The organism is Arthrobacter sp. W4I7 (assembly GCF_030816215.1).
GTDB classification, from domain to species: domain Bacteria; phylum Actinomycetota; class Actinomycetes; order Actinomycetales; family Micrococcaceae; genus Arthrobacter; species Arthrobacter siccitolerans_A.
In genome coordinates this window covers 1,607,280-1,625,314 of record NZ_JAUSXU010000001.1, presented here as the reverse complement: position 1 = coordinate 1,625,314, position 18,035 = coordinate 1,607,280, and the positions used below count along the sequence as shown (strand labels likewise).

Here is an 18,035-nt window from a genome sequence, read left to right as displayed (position 1 = left end):
CTAACCGCGTTCAAGGAACGCCTCCTTTTCGGGGTTGAGGTACTTGTCGATTGCTTCGGCCAGTTCCTGGTGTGCAGCCAGCGACGGATCATGTGACACGATCTGCTGGGCGTCCTCCCTGGCCCGGCTGATGACGGCTTCATGCTCAAGCACACGCAGCAGCCTGAGCGTGGAGCGGCCGCCGGACTGGGAAGCACCCAGGATGTCGCCCTCGCGGCGCAGCTTGAGGTCCTCCTGGGAAAGCTCGAAACCGTCCGTGGTGGCGGCCACTGCTTCCAGGCGCTTCCTGCTGGGGTGGCCAGGCTCCAGGGCGGTGACCAGGAGGCAGGTTCCGGGTAGCCCGCCCCTGCCCACCCGGCCGCGCAGCTGGTGCAGCTGCGAGATGCCGAACCTGTCGGCGTCGAGGATGACCATCAGGGTGGCGTTGGGGACATCAACGCCCACCTCAATGACGGTGGTGGAGACAAGCAGCTTGACCTGGTTATCCACAAAGCCGGCCATGGCGGCGGCTTTCGTGTCCGGAGGCTGCCGCCCGTGAAGCGGCGCCAGGGGAACACCGGAAAGTGCCGGCTCGGCCAGGAGTTGTTCGACGACGGCGGTCACCGACGCGAGTTCCCGTCCGTTTTCCCCCTCAACGCCCTCCGCCAGGTCCGCTTCCCCCGGGCTGAAGTCGCCGTCGTCGTCCGTACCGATCTTGGGGCAGACAACATACACCTGGTGCCCGTTATCGATTTCCTCGCGGGAACGGGACCAGATGCGCCCGGCCCAGGCAGGGTTTTCGGCAAGGCCAACCAGGTGGGTGCTGATAGGGGCCCTGCCTGCGGGCAGTTCGTCCAGCACCGACGTCTCAAGGTCCCCGAACACGGTCATGGCAACAGTGCGCGGGATGGGCGTGGCGGTCATGACGAGCAGGTGGGGCGGCTTCCGCGCCTTGGCGCGAAGGGCATCCCGCTGTTCCACGCCGAAGCGGTGCTGCTCGTCCACCACGATCAGGCCAAGATCGTAAAAGGTGACGTTGCCGCTGAGCAGGGCGTGGGTGCCGATGATGATGCCCGCAGTCCCGGACGCGGCATCGAGCATGGCCTGCTTCCGTGCGGCGGTGGGCATGGAACCGGTGAGCAGCGTGACCTGGACCGCGGCAGCGTCCAGCCCGCCCAGCAGGCCATCTTTGGAGAGCGCTCCCAGGGAACGGCGGATCGACTCATGGTGCTGGGCGGCGAGGACTTCGGTGGGCGCCAGCAGTGCGGCCTGTCCCCCGGCGTCCACCACCTGCAGCATGGCCCGCAGCGCCACGATGGTCTTGCCCGACCCCACTTCGCCCTGCAGCAGCCGGTTCATCGGCGAGTCGCGGGCAAGTTCGGCCGCCAGGGTCTTCCCGATGGCCGCCTGCCCCGCCGTGAGGGTGAAGGGGAGGTTCGCGTCAAAGGCGGCGAGAAGCCCGTCAGGAACCTGGCGCCGGGCCGTGGCTTCCTCCGCGGCCAACTGCGCCCGCCGGCGCGCCAGGGCGGACTGCAACACCAGCGCTTCGTGGTACCGGAGCCGGTCCCGCGCCCGCCGCCAGTCGTCAGCGGATTCGGGCTCGTGGATGAGGCGGTAGGCCCGAGCCAGCGGCAGGAATTTTTCGCGGCTTACGACGGCGGGCGGGACCGGATCGGGCAAGGCGTCCAGGTCCAGCGTCTCCAGCAGCGTCTGAACAGCCTTCTGGATTTTCCAGCTGGGCAGTTTGGACGTGGCCGGATACACCGGGATAGGCATGGCGGCGAGTTTTTCCGGGTCTTGGCTGCCCTCGCTGAATGGGTCATCATCCAGGAGCTGGAAATCCGGGTTGGTGAGGCCGAGTTGTCCCTTGAACCTGGTCACTTTTCCGGAGAACAGGGCCCGGCGTCCCGGCAGGAGGTCGGTTTTTGCTTTGTACCCGTTGAAGAATGTGATTTTGAGGGTGCCGGGCGCTTTGCCGCGGTAGTCCCTCCCGCCGACCAGCCGAAGTCCTTGCCGCCCGTCGTCGTCGGACACTATGACGTCGGTGATGGTTCCGCGCCGCGCCTGCATGTTCCGGGTACTGCTGGACAGCACCCTGGCGATGAGCGTGACTTCCTCGTCGAGGGGGAGCTCGCCGATGGGTGTCAGCTCCCCGCGGTTCATGTAGCGGCGCGGGAAGTAGTTCAGCAGCCCGTCCACCGTGGTGATGCCAAGATGCTTCTCAATGACAGTCGCGGAACGCTTTCCGAGCCGCCGTTCCAGCGCGAGGTCCAGTTCAGCGGTCATGCCCACTGGAGTTCACTGCATCGGTGTGGGGTTCGCGGGGCAATGCGAGTTCGCTGATACTGAGTTGGGAAGGCTCCCCCAGGCCCCGGATGATGCTGACAGCCGGTTCGGGTTGCGGAACGTGCACATGGACCCGCCAGCGGTAGTTCCCCTCCGCGTCCTCGTTGCCGCCTACCTGGCTCATGATCACGGACTCGCCGATTTCGTCGAGCTGCTGCCGGAGGGTGGCTGCGTTGAGGGGTGAAAGGTTGATGGTGCACATGACTTCGACGCCGTCATCGTCGGGCAGGGCAGTGTGGATGTGCGGATCGGATACGTCATAGCCGTGCAGGCCGTCGAGCAGCTCGCTTTGGAGTTCCTGTCCCAGGACGGCGGAACGCAGGCAATCCAGGATCAGGAGCATTCCCACTCCGCCGGCGTCCACTACCCGTGCCGAGGTCAGGGCGTCCAGCTGGTCCTCGGTGCGGATCACGGCAGCCAGGGCACCTTCAACTGCGGCATCCAGGGCCAGGCCCAGGGCGTGGTTGCTGTCGTCACCGTTTTGCCCGGCGTCCACCGAGGCCGCAGCCCGGGCTGCGGCCTCCATGACTGAAAGCATGGTTCCCGGAACGGGGTCGCTGAGGGCTGACCATGCCCGGATCTGGGCCCGGTTAAGCGCTGCGGCGAGCAGGGTGGACGTCAGCCGGGTGTGGCCCGCCAGGGGTTCAGCCGCGGCACACAGGAACACCGAGAGAAGGGTCCCCGAGTTTCCGCGGGCCTCCTCCATCGCGGCCTGGCCGGCGGCGGCCAGGACGACGCCGACATCCAGCTGGGCGGGCTGGTCTTCAGCCGCAGCAGCAGACCGGGCGGCCGCGCGCACGGTCAGGTACAGGTTGGTACCTGTGTCCCCGTCTGCCACCGGGAAGATATTGATGGCGTTCAGGCGGTCACTGTGGTTCCCAATGACGGTCTCAGCCTTGCCCAACCACCTCTTCATCGCTTGCGCGTTGGCGGCAACCTTAGTGTGCAAAGTGATCCCATCCTCCGGCGTCCGCGGGCCGGCCCGCGATCTTGACGCTCGGGCTTTCGTTGCTTCCCAGTGCTTGTACTGAGCCTATCGCAGCGAATCCGGGAGGCAGCTGAACATCGGCAGGGAATGTGGCCAGCAGGCCGTGGTCCTCCCCGCCGTTGAGCACCCATGCCGCGGGGTCCGTTCCCAGCAGCGCCGAGGCGGGCCGCAACACTTCCCCCAGCACCTGGACTTGCGCCGGGTCCAGGTCGATTGCCATGCTGCTGGCTGTTGCCAGCCGCAACCCGTCCCGCAGCAGCCCGTCCGAGATGTCCAGCATGGCCGTGGCACCGGCCGCCCTGGCTGCGGGGCCGGCATCCAGCGGTGGCCGCGGCCTGCACTGCAGGTCCAGGAAGGCGCGCTCAGTTTCACCCAGAGCATTGACGTTTACGGTGGACTCCAGAAGGGCCAGGCCGGCAGCAGCATGTCCGGCCGTACCGGCCAGCGCCAGGACATCCCCCGGCTTCGCCCCGGACCGCAGCACGGCGTGGCCGCCGTCCAGGGTGCCGAGTACGGCAACGGTGACCGAAATTTCCCGGCCGCGGCCAAGGTCTCCTCCCGCCACGGAACATCTGCCGGCTCCGAGTTCCCGGATCCCGGCCGTCAGACCGTCCGCCAGGTCTTCCACCCAGCTGACCGGTGTCCCGGGTGGAAGGGTGAGGCTCACGACGAGGGACGTGGCGGTGGCCCCCATGGCATTGATATCGCTGAGATTCTGCGCCGCGGCCTTCCAGCCGACGTCGAACCCGGTGGTCCGGTAGCCGTTCGGCCATTCCAGGCGGAAATCCTGGTCCTGGACCTGGGTATCGATGCTGATGATGGTCTTCCCGTCCGGCGCCGCCACCACGGCGGCATCATCCCCCGGCCCGAGCAGCGTGCTTGAGGTGTGGGCGTCGTTCATGCGCAGGCGCGGGAAGATCCGGGCCAACAGGTCGGCTTCGGAAAGGCCGGCGACAGTAGGCTGGCGGTCAACGCGGTTGCGGAGGTCTTCGGGCACGCCACTACGCTACCGCGCCCGGCCGACATCGTGTCCGCGTGGACGTTCAGCGCCCGCGCAACATGGTGCAGTTGACGGCTACCCGCCATCCCTCTGGGGTCACAGGAATGGATACTTCCGGCAGTGCCGAATCAGCGTCACACCGGGTCGCAGCGACCTGCACAGCGGCAGCCCATTCTGGTCCCGTCTGACGTGTAGTGGTGGCCTGAAAGAAGTGGATCGAAAGAAAAACAACCATGAGGGCGGGGGCCCAGTACCTGCTCCTGCTGGCGGCAATCAGCTTTCTGTCCTCGGCCACGGCACATGCCGCCGGTATCAGGACCAGCAGAAACATTGACGGGGCCGCTGCATAACGGAAGAAGGTGAAGACGGTCAGCCACTCTTCCCGCGTGAAATTGGGAAAGTCGAACTCGGGTGAGGGTGGGGGGTTCAGGACAGTTGCTGCCGTCCAACAGGCCGCGGCTGCCGCAAATGCATACAGTGCCACCGCCCTCCAGCGGGGATGGCCGAACACAAGGATGTAAGCAAGCAGGCCGACGATGACGGCGCACGGAACAGCAACGGCGTAGCCACCAAAGGTGGCAACGTTGAGCGCCATCGTATGCGCATCCGTCACCCACATGGACCCCACCGCCTGGAGCAAAAAGCCGTACAGGATGGACAACGGCTCGGCTGCGTCGACCTGTGGTGCAGCCGAGTACCGGGGCGCGACGATGGTTGCTACGAGCTGGAGGCCGCTCCCGAGGACCAATGCGGCGGGCGCCCAGTAGTTCCTCTTCCTAAAAGCGGACCAGATGGCCAGGGGGAGAAAGAAAGCGACAAGAATCTCGGTGGTTGCGGCGGCCAGCATCGCGGCGAAGACGGCAAGGCCTGAATACCAGGTCCGCGGACGATAGATGAGGAGCCATGGGCAAAACCAGAGCATGTACCAGTGGAGGTTGGCGGCGTTGCCCAGCACTTCCAAAGGCCCAACAGGCACAAGCACCGGTATCATCGCCACCATCAGACGGTAGCTGCGGTGCTGGAAGAGCTGGCCGGACAGGACATAGGAGCCGACAGAGACGGCTGCAACCACCATGCAGCTTGTGAAGGACATCATCGTGGCGTAGGCCTCAATGGGACCTACGGAGTAGGCGATGGCCGCTACGAGGCGTGGAACGGTGTGCAAATAGCCTGCATAGGGAGTCACGATGCTTTGCCAGGGCCCGGATGACATGGCGTCGGCCAGGAAGACCACAGCATCCTCAGCCCAAACGGTGCCTCGCGTAACTTCGGGCAGGCGGAACCAGGCCAGGAAGCTAAGGCCAACGACTGCAAGCAGCCAGCCTGCTGCACTAACGCCTCGCCGGCGGGCAGGGAACGACGCCTCGTTTTCCATTGACTCCCCGCGGGACAACTGGGCAATCGCAGTCTTTTTCATGGTGAAACCACCTTATAGGGGGCTCGGCGGCATCGAAGACGGGCGCGCGCACGGCAGGAGCCGCCGACAAGCGCGCCGGCGATTGGTCTTGCCGCATCCCAGCCGGGATGATGGAGGGATGCACCGCCGCCATACTTCCCTGACCGCCCGCGCTGCCAGGACCGTATTGATCGGGGCTTTTGCAGCCCTCCCCCTGGCCGCCTGCGCGCCGGTGGTGGACGTACCGGCTGCCAAGGATGCGGCTAACCCGGCATGTGCTCCCATGATGGTGGCGCTCCCCGAGGCCATTGGAGACTCTGCGCTGCGCAAGACGAACAGCCAGGCCACTGCCGCCTGGGGCGATCCCTCACTGGTGGTCCTGCGCTGCGGCGTGAACGTGCCGGGACCCACCACCGACCGGTGCGTCACCGTCAACGGGATCGACTGGGTCATCAAAGAAGGCGACCCCGTGTGGACGCTCACCACGTATGGCCGGGAGCCCGCCACGGAGATCCTGATGGACCCGGACAAGATCAGTTCCGCCACGGTTCTTGCCGACCTCGCCGCTGCCGCAGCGGAGGTCCCGGCCGGCCGGAACTGCGTGGGCCAGGAAGAACTGCAGAACCTGCCGAAAAGCCAGTAGGTCAGCGCAGGCCCGTCTTCCGGTTCAAGGCCAGGTAGATGAGTTCGTCGATCAGGTCAGCGTAGCCCAGGCCGGAGGCAGCCCACATCTGCGGGTACATGCTCTTGGGGGTGAAGCCCGGCATGGTGTTGATCTCATTGATGATCAAGTGGCCGTCCGGGGTGTAGAAGAAATCCACCCGGCTCAATCCCTCGGCACCCACGGCGTCAAAAGCGGCCGCCGAAAGTTCACGCACCCTGGCGATGGCTTCCTCGGGCAGCTCTGCGGGGCAGCTGAGCGCTGCGGCACCGTCCTCCACGTACTTCGCGTTGAAGTCGTAGAACTCGTGAGTGCCGCCGGCCACGGAGATCTCGCCGGGCATGGAGGTGCGGGGAGCATCGGCGCCCCTGCCTTCCAGCACTGCGCATTCAATCTCACGGCCAACAATTCCCGCTTCGATGACGAGTTTGAGGTCGTGCCGCCGTGCTTCCTCGATGGCAGCATCCAGCTCGTCCAGCGAGTCCACCTTGGAAATACCCATGGAAGAGCCTGCCCTCGCCGGCTTGACGAAGACGGGGAAACCGAGCCGGTCCACCTGTTTCCGCACGGACTCCGCATCTTTGCGCCACTGCCTGTCGGTCACCGAGATATAGGGGCCCACCTGGAGGCCGGCCGCTTCGAAAACCACTTTCATGAAGTGCTTGTCCATGCCCACAGCGGAGGCCAGGACGCCGGCTCCGACGTACCTGGTGTCCGAGAGTTCCAGGAGCCCCTGGATGGTGCCATCCTCACCGAACGGGCCGTGCAGCAGCGGGAACACCACGTCCACGGCTCCAAGCTCCTGCGGAACCTCGTTCGGGGAAGCCACGATCAGCTGGTGTTCGCCGCCGATCTGGGCGAGCGTCACTGTTTTCTCCGACGGGGCCACCTCCGGAAGCGAGGAAGCGGCGAGGGACCACTGTGCGGTGTCACCGGCAGCAAGGACCCACTGCCCCGTCTTGGCGATCCCGATGGGGATCACCTCATACTTGTCTTTGTTGATGGCACCAAGGACGCCGGCAGCGGTAACGCAGCTCACGGCATGCTCGCTCGAGCGTCCGCCGAAAAGTACTGCCACCCGGGGCTTTGCCCCGCCGGCCGGCTCTGCTGCGGTCAGTTCGTCGTGGGACATGGTCAGTAATCGCCTTCAGGTTTCAGTTCCCGGGCCAGCAGGACAGGCCCCAGTTGGTCAACGGACAGCTTGCCTGCCAGCACGGCGACGACGGCGGCCGTGATCGGCATTTCGACACCGAGCTTTGCTGCGAGTTCGTGCACGGCCTGGCCGGACTTAATGCCTTCGGCCGTTTGGGTCATTTTTTGGCCCACTTCGTCCAGCGTCAGGCCCTGGCCGAGCAGCCGTCCGGCCGTGTGGTTCCTTGAGAGAGGTGAGGAGCAGGTGGCCACCAGGTCGCCAAGCCCCGCCAGGCCGGCCATGGTTTTCGCTTCGCCACCCAGGGCCAGCGCCAGGCGGGAGGTCTCCGCGAGGCCGCGGGTGATAACTGATGCCTTGGTGTTGTCCCCCATTTGCCGGCCCTCGCAAATACCCACTGCCAGCGCGATGACGTTCTTGACGATGCCGCCGATTTCCACCCCAACAATGTCCGCCGTGGTGTAGGGCCTGAAATAAGGTGCAGTGCAGCTGCGCGCGATCCAGCCGGCGGCAGAAGAATCAGTGCAGGCAACCACGGATGCCGTGGGCTCCTCGCGGGCGATCTCCATGGCCAGGTTGGGACCGGAAACGACCGCGATGCGCTCGGTGGGAACGCCCAGTTCCTCGCTGATGACTTCACTCATCCTGGCGTCCGTGCCCAGTTCCAGGCCCTTCATCAGTGAGACCACCATGGCACCGGGGGCAATCATGTCCGTCCATCCGCGCAGCTGCGGACGCAGGGACTGCGCCGGCACCGCCAGGACCACCAGGTCCGCCCCGTCCAGCACATCACGGACCTCGGTGGAGGCCGTAATGCTCTCCGGGAGGGCGATGTCCTTCAGGTATTGGCTGTTGCGGTGGACGGTGTTGATTTCCTCCACCACCTCACTGCGGCGGCCCCACAGCCGGATGGCACGCGGCTCACCGGCCGCGGTGGCGGCATCCGCCAGAATCTTCGCAAACGTGGTTCCCCAGGAGCCGGCACCGAGCACGGCAACGGAACGGGCGGACCCGCCGCGGTCCCCCTCAGGAATCACCGGGCGTCCGTTCGCCGGTCTGCTGCCCGCGGTCCACGAAGCGCCCGTGCTTTGACTGCTGCTGCTTGGCCGGATCCCAACGCACCGCCGGGGGCTGCTCTCCCCTGAGCTCCGAGAGGAGGCTGGTGATGGCGTCCATGATGGCGTCGGTGGCCCCGGTGAGCGTGGCCTTGTCCAGGGGACGGCCGGAGAAAGCGCTGAGGTCTACAGGATCACCCACCACTACCCGGGACTGCTTGCGCGGGAAGATGTGGAACCGCTTACCGTAACGCGGGAAGACCTCGTGCGCGCCCCAATGCGCGATCGGAACCACGGGAATGCCGCCCTCAAGGGCCAGGCGCGCCGCGCCGGTGTGGCCTTTCATGGGCCATAGGTCAGGGTCGCGCGTCAGCGTGCCCTCCGGATAGATGATGATGGCGCCGCCCTCGGCAACAATCTCCTGGGCGACCTGCAGCGAGCGGTTCGCTCCCGCCGTCGAACGCTCCACCGGAACCTGCTTGGTGGCGTGCAGCAGCCAGCCCAGGGCGGGCACCTTGAACAGGCCGGCCTTCGCCAGGAAGTGCGGGGCACGCTTCTGGTTGTACAGCATGTGGCCCACCACGAGCGGATCAATTTCGGTGCAGTGGTTGGGGGCGGCAATAAACCCGCCGGCGGGAAGCTTCTCCGTCCCCTCCCACTTTTTGCTCATCATGACGGTCATCAAGGGGCGGACAACGCCGGCGATGAACATGAACGTGGCCCTGCTCTTGGCCGATTCCTTCACGTTGGTACCGCTACTTCGTGGGGGTGATGTCGAAGTCGGCGCCCAGTCCGCGCCAGCTTTTCGGTGAAGCGCTCGTAGCCCCGGTTGATGATGTCGATTCCCGTAACCCGGGAGGTTCCCGTAGCAGCGAGGGCCGCAATCAGGTGGCTGAAACCGCCGCGGAGGTCCGGCACGTCGATGTCGGTTCCCTTGAGCTGGGTAGGGCCGGAGATCACTGCGGAGTGCAGGAAGTTCCGCTGGCCGAACCGGCACGGCACGCTGCCCAGGCATTCACGGTGCACCTGGATGCTGGCGCCCATGCGGATCAGTGCGTCGGTGAAGCCAAAGCGGTTTTCGTACACGGTCTCATGGACGATCGAGACACCTTCGGCCTGGGTCAGCGCCACCACCAGCGGCTGCTGCCAGTCAGTCATGAAACCGGGGTGCACATCCGTTTCCAGGACCAGGGGGTTGAGCTTCCCGCCGCGGTGGTAGAAGCGGATACCGTCCTCGCCGATGTCCATGCCGCCGCCCACCTTGCGGTAGGTATTCAGGAACGTCATCATGTCCCGCTGGGAGGCGCCTTCAACGTAGATGTCGCCCTTGGTGACCAGTGCGGCAGAAGCCCACGACGCCGATTCGTTGCGGTCCGAGAGCGCGCGGTGGTTGTAGCCGCCAAGGTCGCGGACGCCTTCGATGCGGATGGTGCGGTCCGTCTGGACGCTGATAATGGCGCCCATCTTCTGCAGCACGGCGATCAGGTCGATGATCTCCGGCTCGGTTGCAGCCCCGGAAAGTTCCGTGATGCCATCGGCGCGGGTGGCGCTAAGGAGCACCTGCTCCGTGGCGCCGACGGACGGGTAGGGCAGGGAAATCTTCGCGCCGTGCAGGCCCTTGGGAGCGGAAATATGGATGCCGCCGGGCCGCTTCTCCACCACGGCGCCGAACTGGCGCAGCACATCAAGGTGGTAGTCGATGGGGCGGTCGCCGATCTTGCAGCCGCCGAGGTCCGGAATGAATGCTTCGCCGATGGCGTGGATCAGTGGCCCGCAGAGCAGGATGGGAATCCGGGAGTCGCCGGCGTGGGCGTCAATCGCAGTGCTGGGCGCCGTCTTGGCGGCTTTCGGGTCCAACGTGAGGTCCCCGTTGACGGGGTCCTTCACGACTGTCACGCCGTGGAGCTGCAGGAGGGAGGTGACTACCTCAACGTCCTTGATCTCCGGCACGTTCCGCAACACGGACGGTTCGTTGCCCAGCAACGCTGCCACCATCGCCTTGGGAACGAGGTTTTTCGCTCCACGGACGGTAACGCGGCCTGTCAGCGGGACGCCGCCGCGGATTGTCAGAACACTACTCATATACCGGTTTCCTCACCATAACTAGCCCCCAAAACCTTGCAAAGGCTCCAACCAAGCATAGGAGGTCGCGTTACCGAACCGAAATACGCGGGCGACGGCGGCAGGGCGTGGCGGACCGCCGTCGCGCGGTCAGAGGTACTTCCGCCCCCTCAGGAAAGGCGTGCCGGCAGGGTTTTCGGCAGGAAGGCAGGGCGCGTGGCCTCGAATGCAGTGATGTCCGCCTCGTGCTGGAGGGTCAGCCCGATATCGTCCAGGCCTTCGAGGAGGCGCCAGCGGGTGTAATCGTCGATATTGAACGGCGCCACGATGTTGCCGCACACCACCGTCTTGGACACGAGGTCCACGGTGACCTGGGTGCCGGGAGCGTTCTCGAGCTCTTTCCAGATCAGTTCGATGTCGTCCTGCGCCACCTCCGCGGCCAGCAGGCCCTGCTTGCCGGAGTTGCCGCGGAAAATATCGGCGAACCGGGACGAGAGCACAGCTTTGAAGCCGTAGTCCTTCAGGGCCCACACTGCATGTTCACGCGAGGAGCCGGTGCCGAAGTCAGGGCCCGCCACCAGGACGGAACCCGTGTTGAACGGTTCCTGGTTCAGGATGAAGGAGGGGTCCTTGCGCCAGGCCGAAAACAGGGCGTCCTCGAAGCCCGTGCGGGTGATGCGCTTGAGGTAGACAGCGGGGATGATCTGGTCCGTGTCCACGTTGCTCTGGCGCAGCGGGACGCCGGTTCCGGTGTGGGTAGTGAACTTTTCCATGGCGTCTCCTAGGCTGCGTCGGTACGGATGGCGGCGGACTCGGGGGCCGGATCAAGGTCCGACGGCGAACTCAGGGTGCCGCGGATAGCCGTGGCTGCGGCCACCACCGGGGACACCAGGTGGGTCCGGCCGCCCTTGCCCTGGCGCCCTTCGAAGTTGCGGTTGGACGTGGAGGCACAACGCTCCCCCACCTCCAACTGGTCCGGGTTCATCCCCAGGCACATGGAGCAGCCGGCGAAACGCCACTCTGCACCGAAGTCCTTGAAGACCTTGTCCAGGCCCTCAGCTTCGGCTTCCAGGCGGACGCGCGCCGAGCCGGGGACCACCAGCATCCGGATGTTCGGATCCTTTTGGCGCCCGCGGATAATGTCCGCAGCGGCACGAAGGTCTTCCATCCTGGAGTTGGTGCAGGAGCCCAGGAAGACTGTGTCCACCCGGATGTCCTTCATCGGCGTGCCGGCCTCAAGGCCCATGTACTGCAGGGCGCGCTCGGCAGCAGCCTTGGCGTTCTCGTCGCCAAAGTCCTCCGGAGAGGGCACGGATTCGGACAGGGAGACGCCCTGGCCGGGGTTGGTGCCCCAGGTGACAAAAGGCTCCAGGGTGTCGGCATCCAGGTCGACCTGCACGTCAAAGGTGGCGTCGTCGTCGGTACGCAGCGTGTTCCAGTACTCCACGGCGGCGTCCCAGTCCGCGCCCTGCGGCGCGTGCGGACGGCCCTGCATGTACTCGTACGTGGTTTCATCCGGCGCCACCATTCCGGCGCGGGCACCGGCCTCGATGGACATGTTGCAGATGGTCATGCGGGCGTCCATGGACAAGGCGCGGATGGCGGAGCCGCGGTATTCCAGGACGTAGCCCTGGCCGCCGCCGGTACCGATCTTGGCGATAACGGCCAGGATGACGTCCTTGGCCGTGACGCCCGGACGGAGCGTGCCTTCCACGTTGATGGCCATAGTTTTGAACGGCTTCAGCGAGAGCGTCTGGGTGGCCATCACATGTTCCACCTCGGAGGTTCCAATGCCCATGGCCAGCGCCCCGAAGGCGCCATGGGTGGAGGTGTGCGAGTCGCCGCAAACAACTGTCATTCCCGGCTGGGTGAGGCCCAGCTGCGGACCCACCACGTGGACGATGCCCTGCTCCGCGTCCCCGAGGGAATGCAGCCGGACACCGAACTCGGCGCAGTTGTTGCGCAGGGTCTGGATCTGCGTGCGGCTGGTGAGATCGGCGATAGGCTTGTCGATGTCCAGCGTGGGAGTGTTGTGGTCCTCCGTGGCGATGGTCAGGTCCGGGCGGCGCAGCGGGCGGCCGGCCAGGCGCAGGCCTTCGAACGCCTGCGGAGACGTGACCTCGTGGACAAGGTGGAGGTCGATGAAGAGAAGGTCCGGCTGGGCGTTGGCTCCGTCGCCGTCGCCTTTGCGCACCACGTGCGCGTCCCAGACTTTCTCGGCCAATGTCTTTGCCATGGCCATCTCCCTTCACTGCTGTTTGGCTGATGAGATCCACTGAACCAGTACGGCTCGCACCGCGCCAGCCGAAAGATTTGCATCTCAGATACTGAGACGGCAATATCATTACATGGACAATTCTAGTGGAGTCGGCGTCATTGATAAAGCGGCCCATGTGCTTGATGCGCTTGAGGCCGGTCCCACCACGCTGGCGCAGCTGGTGGCGGCAACCGGACTGGCCCGGCCCACCGTCCATCGCCTCGCCCTGGCCCTGGTGCATCACCGGCTGGTGAGCCGCGACATCCAGGGCCGCTTCGTCCTGGGAAGCCGCTTGGTGGAATTGGCGTCGGCTGCGGGCGAAGACCGTTTGATCGCATCCGCCGGCCCCGTGCTGATGCAGCTGCGCGATGCCACCGGCGAGAGCGCCCAGATCTTCCGCCGCCAAGGCGACTGGCGCGTCTGTGTAGCCTCTGCCGAACGCCCCATCGGCCTGCGCGACACCATTCCCGTAGGCACGCAGCTGTCCATGAAGGCAGGGTCGGCCGCGCAGGTGCTGCTTGCCTGGGAGGACCACGACCGCCTGCTTGAAGGGTTGCAGTCCGCCCGCTTCACACCGACGGTCCTGGCAGGAGTACGACGGCGGGGCTGGGGCCAGAGCCTCGGTGAACGCGAGCCGGGGGTCGCCTCCGTGTCTGCACCGGTGCGCGGACCGTCCGGCCGTGTGATTGCGGCGGTTTCAATTTCCGGTCCCATCGAGCGGCTCACCCGCCAGCCGGGGCGGCTGCATGCGGAAGTGGTCTGCAACGCCGCCCGCATCCTCACCGAGGCGCTCCGCAAGAACAACGACTGACGCAGGACACGCCTCACGCCAGGAACACCGGCTGACCCCTCGGGGCTTTGCTGCTGGGGCTAGGATTTTCGCCATGGGCAGCTACTCAGTGTTTCTTCGCGGCATCAACGTGGGCGGCATCAACATCAAGATGGCAGAGCTCAGGGACGCGCTCAAATCAGCAGGTTTTCCGGATGCCCGGACCCTGCTTGCCAGCGGCAACGTCGTGCTGACCAGTACCTCGGACGCCGCCGCAGTAAAACGGGACTGCGAAAAATGCCTCCGGGACACCTTCGGCTACGACGCCTGGGTGGTGGTCCTGGACGCCGCCCGGGTGGCCGAACTGGTGGCGGCCTGCCCCTACCCGGACGACGATAAGTCCACCCACACCTACATCACCCTCTCCTCCGATGTTGGCATGCTGGACGAACTTGAGGCAGCCGGAGCCGCGCTGGAGGGCGCGGAGCAAAAGAGGCTGGGCCGCGAGGCGCTGGCCTGGCTGGCACCCGCCGGCGGAACGCTGGAGAGCCCGTTCAGTAAAATCACGGCCAAGTCCAGATTCAAGGCCTCCACCACCACACGTAACCTGCGCACCCTCATCAAGGTCAGGGACGCCGCCGCGGACCTTGAGGCAGCCGGCCGCTGACTGCCGCCGGGACGGTCCGCTACGTCTACCCGGCCGCCGCCTTCAGGGCCGCATTGAAGGCTGCCAGCCGGCTGACTTCAACCTCCACGGGTTCCACTACGAGTTCCTGGGCCGCTACGGCAACCGCAGAGTTCAGCCGTTTCCGGGCCCGCGCTGCCCGGGCATTGGCGGCGGCCGCGGCAATGAAACGGCCCGTGAGGGCCAGGAAAATCCCGAGGACCACCCCGCCGGCGATCATCAGCGTAGGGACCGGCCAGCCCTCCACCCTGGGCACCTCCGGTACGGGCAGCTGGAAGTAGCCTAGGGCTGCCAGCACGCCGAGCCAGACCAGGCCTCCCAGTACCGTGAGCAGGGCCAGCCATTGCACCACGTTGAACAAGCCCCACCACCAGGATTTTCGGTTGGCGGCGAGGTCAGTTCCGGCAATGGCCTGGTCAAGTGCATCGGGCAGCCGCTCCCGGCCCTCCCGCGCGGCACTCCGAATGGCTGCCCGCCACGGGCCGGGAGCGCCCGCACTGGCGGCGTCGGCAAATTCCCGCACCGCTGCGTCGGTCCGGGCGCGTTCCGGCGCGCCGGCGGGCGGCAGCGAGGTCCGGTTCAACTCCGACGGTGCGGTGCCACGCAGGTTGAGCCGCCGCAGGGGGTCGGGCCGGAACCGGGAAAGCCACCGCGTGACAGGCCAGCCCGTCCGCTTCACTGACTCGAGCCTGTAGGACTGGCGTACTGCCTGGACCACAGCCGGCACATTCGCCGCCACGGCCAACTCGTCGGCAAGACGTGTCTTCGCGCTGGACCGGACTCCAGCGGCCTCGCCGTGACCGGACACCGCTCCCAAATACGCTGAAGCCCGGGTGATGTCTGCAGCGAGCCGCTGCGACTGGGCTTTGCGCTTCACCGCAACACGTTGGATAGCCTCCCGCACCTTATCCACCCCTGTCCCGGTGAGTGCGGAAGCCGCGAGAACCTGGACTTTTGCGAGGCCGTCGCGGGCAAGGATGGACCGCAGGGATTCCAGTACAGGCTGCACGTCGTGGACGGGAAGACGGTCAACCTGGTTGAGCACCACCAGTGTGACGGCCCCGTGCGAGGCCAGCCGGGACAGGAAGTCGTTGTGGACCGCCGCGTCGGCGTACTTTTGGGGATCAAGGACCCACACCAGGACGTCGACGAGCCCCACCATCCGCTGGACCACTTCACGGTTTGCTGCCTTGGTGGAATCAAAGTCCGGCAGGTCCAGCAGGATCAAGCCGGTGCCTTCATCGGCGAAACCTTCCACGGCTGCCGCATGGTGGCGGTTCCGGACCTCCAGCCAGTCCAGCAGCGGCTCGCTGCCCTCCGCTCCCCACACCCCCGCCAAAGGTTCCGATGTGGTGGGACGCCGGGCCGCCGCCGTCGCGATTTCCGCTCCGCTGACGGCGTTGAACAGGGAAGACTTTCCGCTGCCGGTGGCGCCGAAGAATCCCACCACCGTGTGGTCAGCGGACAGCGACCGCCGCGAGCTGGCACGCTCCAGCACACTGAACACTTCCTGGAGCGATTCGTCCGGGAGGACGCCTTCGCCCAGCTCCCGGGCGTCGTTAAGGGCCGACAGCCTGCGGTCCAGCCGTGATGAATCACGGGTGTCGCTGTGGCGGCTCATGCGGTGTCCGCCAGCCGGGACAGCGCGTCCGAGTGCGCTGCGAGGGACTGGGCGGAACTGTCGTCGCGTTCCGGAAGCCGGGACAGGAACTTCTGCTGTTCGTCCTGCAGCAGCCGCTGGCAGCGGGTGTAGAGGTCCTCCCGGGCTTTTTCCGCCATGCGCCGGACGGCGTCCTCCCCGAAAACCGCCTCAAGCAGCCGCTGGCCCACAACGGCGGTTCCACCCGCCACTCCTACCTCGAGTCCGGTCAGCCCGGCCGTCATCGAGAACACCACGATCATCAGGGCGGCCCCCAGCCCGTTGATCCCGAAGGACAGCCAGCGGGCCTGGGTCCGCTTTCCCTGGCCCTCGGTGCGGATCAGTTCCATCAGGGATTCCTGCCAGGCCCTGATTTCGGCGGCGGCCCGGTCCTCGAAGCCGGGAGTTGTCCCGGAAAGATCGTCCGTTCCCAGCAGATGGCGTCCGGCGGGGTCGGTCCGCCAGCGCTGGTCCGTGTCCTCGGCGGCATTGGCCGCTTCGTCCACGATGACGGCCTGCAGGCCCGTCTCGATGGCTGCTTCCACGCGGATAGCGGGTGGCGGTTCACCCCGGAAGAAGGCGCCCATCCGGTCCCGAAACCGGCCGACGTTCTGTTCCAGGGTCCGGAAGAACTCTCCGGTGCCCACAAAGTCCTGCCAGCGTGCCAGCACTTCGCCGCGAAGGAGTGAGCCGTCCCTGGTGGCGTCGAGGATGCGGGCGGCTGCACCGTTGTAGGCCGAAACGGCGGCAGTCTCGAGGTTGTGTGCCGCCTGCTGCTGCTCCCGCGCCGCCTGGGCCACCAGGGCAACCCGGCCGGCCAGGGCCCTGACCGTCCCGTTGAGGGTGCGGCGGGCGATTTCGGAACGGCCGGCGGAATCGGCGGCGAGATTGCCAAGCCAAGTGCGCAGCGGAAGGACCATGCCGGAGGGAAGCATGCCCAGCGGGTCGAGTGCTGTTTCCGGAATCATGAATAGTTGGGCGGCAGCCAGGCCTTCGCGGTCCAGGAGGCCGCGCAGGTCCTCGCTGACCTCAGCTTCCGCCCCCGGCGGCACCCGGTCCAGCACCACAGCCACCATGATGTCGCGGCCGGCTGCGTCCAGGAGCAATTTCCAGGGAACAGCGTCGGCATAGCGGTTGGCCGTGGTGACGAAGACCCACAGATCCGCCGCGGCGAGCAGCTGCCCCGCAAGCTTCCGGTTGTCGTCGGAGATGGAGTCGACGTCGGGGGCATCCAGGAGTGCGATTCCCTCGGGGAGTGCGGGGTCGGCTACCAGGACAAGTGAGGACATTGCACCCGGGTCCGGGACGGGCCCTGCACTCGTAGCCGGGACGGGGCTGCTGGTGACGTATCCGCGGATCCTGCTAAGGGTGGGCAGGACGCGCTGGCCCTCAAACCAGGCCGCCTCTGACGGATGATGCAGGAGGATGGGCTGCCTTGTGGTGGGGCGGATGGCTCCAGACCGGGTCACCGGGTGGCCCACGAGGGCGTTGACGAGCGTTGACTTGCCCGCCCCGGTGGAACCGCCGACGACGGCCAGCAGCGGAGCGTCTAGGCTCCGGTAGCGCGGGAGGATGTAGTCATGGAGCTGGGCAAGAGCGTTCGCCGCATCACCCCTGGCCTGTTCCGCCCCGGGCAAGGCCAACGGCAGCACCGCAGTGGCCAAATCACCGCGCACCTGTTCCAGCAGGGCCACAGCCGCCATCGATGACTGTGTTGGCTCTGGATCGTGCGGTAAGTCCTGCTCGTTCCGGGAGGTCACAGAATCATCATGCCAGTTCAGAACAGCCTCGGTCCTGTTCCATCACACCAACAGACCTCCAAAAGTATCTGCCGCCATGGTTTCCCTCCAACGCCCCATCACCTCCTGCAGCTTTCCCTGCAACGCCCCATCACCTCCTGATGCGGTTCGACGGCGGTGCTGGCGCGGGCAGCGCGCCGGGGCGTTCCCCGGAAGATTTCCGAAAGTGATGGAGCGTTTCCCGATTTGGTGCGGGAGGTGATGGAGCGTCCCCAATTTGATGCGGGAGGTGATGGAGCGTCCCCCAATT

Annotated in this window: 14 protein-coding genes and 1 pseudogene; 3 read left to right on the top strand and 12 right to left on the bottom strand. The window is 66.1% G+C overall.

From position 1 onward, the window contains the following. From QF047_RS07460 to QF047_RS07445, 4 genes are read right to left on the bottom strand one after another with little or no spacing between them, the layout of a single operon-like run. Nucleotides 1–2,265 carry an ATP-dependent DNA helicase RecG gene (locus QF047_RS07460; protein ID WP_307275226.1) on the bottom strand — a complete coding sequence of 755 codons (2,265 nt, stop codon included), beginning with the start codon at nucleotides 2,263–2,265 and terminating at the stop codon, nucleotides 1–3. Continuing rightward, nucleotides 2,255–3,241, bottom strand: coding sequence for a DAK2 domain-containing protein (locus QF047_RS07455; protein WP_306634180.1), 987 nt, complete (start codon nucleotides 3,239–3,241; stop codon nucleotides 2,255–2,257). Before QF047_RS07455 ends, QF047_RS07460 begins: the two co-directional genes overlap by 11 nt. A gap of 22 nt (nucleotides 3,242–3,263) precedes the next feature. Beyond that, a complete protein-coding gene (gene thiL / locus QF047_RS07450; protein ID WP_307275223.1) occupies nucleotides 3,264–4,310 on the bottom strand; it encodes a thiamine-phosphate kinase in 1,047 nt (348 codons plus the stop codon). Nucleotides 4,311–4,356: 46 nt separating this feature from the next. Beyond that, entirely contained in the window at nucleotides 4,357–5,730 is a 1,374-nt protein-coding gene (locus QF047_RS07445; protein WP_307275221.1) for a hypothetical protein, read from the bottom strand. A gap of 118 nt (nucleotides 5,731–5,848) precedes the next feature. On the opposite strand from QF047_RS07445, the gene QF047_RS07440 reads away from it, so the two are divergent. Then, on the top strand, nucleotides 5,849–6,352 hold the full coding sequence (locus QF047_RS07440) for a DUF3515 domain-containing protein (RefSeq protein ID WP_307275219.1): 504 nt from the start codon (nucleotides 5,849–5,851) through the stop codon (nucleotides 6,350–6,352). Between the two features lies 1 nt (nucleotide 6,353). Here QF047_RS07440 and QF047_RS07435 read toward each other — a convergent pair whose 3' ends face one another. The 6 genes and pseudogenes from QF047_RS07435 to leuC all read right to left on the bottom strand — a co-directional run bounded on the left by QF047_RS07435 (nucleotide 6,354) and on the right by leuC (nucleotide 12,872). Further along, nucleotides 6,354–7,502, bottom strand: coding sequence for a D-alanine--D-alanine ligase family protein (locus tag QF047_RS07435; RefSeq protein ID WP_307275217.1), 1,149 nt, complete (start codon nucleotides 7,500–7,502; stop codon nucleotides 6,354–6,356). A gap of 2 nt (nucleotides 7,503–7,504) precedes the next feature. Continuing rightward, complete coding sequence (locus QF047_RS07430) at nucleotides 7,505–8,557, bottom strand: NAD(P)H-dependent glycerol-3-phosphate dehydrogenase (RefSeq protein WP_373427752.1); 1,053 nt, start codon at nucleotides 8,555–8,557, stop codon at nucleotides 7,505–7,507. Continuing rightward, the gene (locus QF047_RS07425) at nucleotides 8,547–9,320 is read right to left on the bottom strand and encodes a 1-acyl-sn-glycerol-3-phosphate acyltransferase (RefSeq protein WP_306634188.1); all 774 of its coding nucleotides are present in this window, start codon (nucleotides 9,318–9,320) and stop codon (nucleotides 8,547–8,549) included. The genes QF047_RS07430 and QF047_RS07425 overlap by 11 nt, the downstream gene beginning before the upstream one ends. A 10-nt stretch (nucleotides 9,321–9,330) precedes the next feature. Next, nucleotides 9,331–10,657, bottom strand: a pseudogene (murA, locus tag QF047_RS07420) (UDP-N-acetylglucosamine 1-carboxyvinyltransferase). 149 nt (nucleotides 10,658–10,806) lie between these two features. Then, nucleotides 10,807–11,409, bottom strand: a complete 603-nt coding sequence (leuD, locus tag QF047_RS07415) for a 3-isopropylmalate dehydratase small subunit (RefSeq protein ID WP_307275214.1) — start codon at nucleotides 11,407–11,409, stop codon at nucleotides 10,807–10,809. Between the two features lie 8 nt (nucleotides 11,410–11,417). Further along, nucleotides 11,418–12,872: a 3-isopropylmalate dehydratase large subunit gene (gene leuC / locus QF047_RS07410; protein WP_307275212.1), complete on the bottom strand. Its 1,455-nt coding sequence runs from the start codon at nucleotides 12,870–12,872 to the stop codon at nucleotides 11,418–11,420. Between the two features lie 112 nt (nucleotides 12,873–12,984). On the opposite strand from leuC, the gene QF047_RS07405 reads away from it, so the two are divergent. Both QF047_RS07405 and QF047_RS07400 read left to right on the top strand, forming a co-directional pair. Continuing rightward, a complete protein-coding gene (locus tag QF047_RS07405) occupies nucleotides 12,985–13,704 on the top strand; it encodes an IclR family transcriptional regulator (protein ID WP_306634196.1) in 720 nt (239 codons plus the stop codon). A gap of 73 nt (nucleotides 13,705–13,777) precedes the next feature. After that, nucleotides 13,778–14,329 (top strand): DUF1697 domain-containing protein, encoded by a 552-nt coding sequence (locus QF047_RS07400; RefSeq protein WP_306634198.1) that lies wholly within the window; start codon nucleotides 13,778–13,780, stop codon nucleotides 14,327–14,329. Nucleotides 14,330–14,354: 25 nt separating this feature from the next. Here the strand turns inward: QF047_RS07400 and QF047_RS07395 are convergent, their stop codons facing one another. After that, a complete protein-coding gene (locus tag QF047_RS07395; protein ID WP_307275209.1) occupies nucleotides 14,355–15,968 on the bottom strand; it encodes a GTPase in 1,614 nt (537 codons plus the stop codon). Continuing rightward, nucleotides 15,965–17,689, bottom strand: a complete 1,725-nt coding sequence (locus tag QF047_RS07390) for a dynamin family protein (protein WP_307275206.1) — start codon at nucleotides 17,687–17,689, stop codon at nucleotides 15,965–15,967. Before QF047_RS07390 ends, QF047_RS07395 begins: the two co-directional genes overlap by 4 nt. Nucleotides 17,690–18,035 lie beyond the last annotated feature (346 nt).

Coding starts and splice junctions, on each gene's coding strand:
- QF047_RS07445 (WP_307275221.1), bottom strand. CDS start 5,730: ATGAAAAAGACTGCGATTGCCCAGTTGTCCCGCGGGGAGTCAATGGAA.
- leuC (WP_307275212.1), bottom strand. CDS start 12,872: ATGGCAAAGACATTGGCCGAGAAAGTCTGGGACGCGCACGTGGTGCGC.
- QF047_RS07400 (WP_306634198.1), top strand. CDS start 13,778: ATGGGCAGCTACTCAGTGTTTCTTCGCGGCATCAACGTGGGCGGCATC.
- QF047_RS07395 (WP_307275209.1), bottom strand. CDS start 15,968: ATGAGCCGCCACAGCGACACCCGTGATTCATCACGGCTGGACCGCAGG.
- QF047_RS07440 (WP_307275219.1), top strand. CDS start 5,849: ATGCACCGCCGCCATACTTCCCTGACCGCCCGCGCTGCCAGGACCGTA.
- QF047_RS07435 (WP_307275217.1), bottom strand. CDS start 7,502: ATGTCCCACGACGAACTGACCGCAGCAGAGCCGGCCGGCGGGGCAAAG.
- QF047_RS07455 (WP_306634180.1), bottom strand. CDS start 3,241: ATGAAGAGGTGGTTGGGCAAGGCTGAGACCGTCATTGGGAACCACAGT.
- QF047_RS07405 (WP_306634196.1), top strand. CDS start 12,985: ATGGACAATTCTAGTGGAGTCGGCGTCATTGATAAAGCGGCCCATGTG.
- QF047_RS07390 (WP_307275206.1), bottom strand. CDS start 17,689: ATGGCGGCTGTGGCCCTGCTGGAACAGGTGCGCGGTGATTTGGCCACT.
- QF047_RS07460 (WP_307275226.1), bottom strand. CDS start 2,265: ATGACCGCTGAACTGGACCTCGCGCTGGAACGGCGGCTCGGAAAGCGT.
- leuD (WP_307275214.1), bottom strand. CDS start 11,409: ATGGAAAAGTTCACTACCCACACCGGAACCGGCGTCCCGCTGCGCCAG.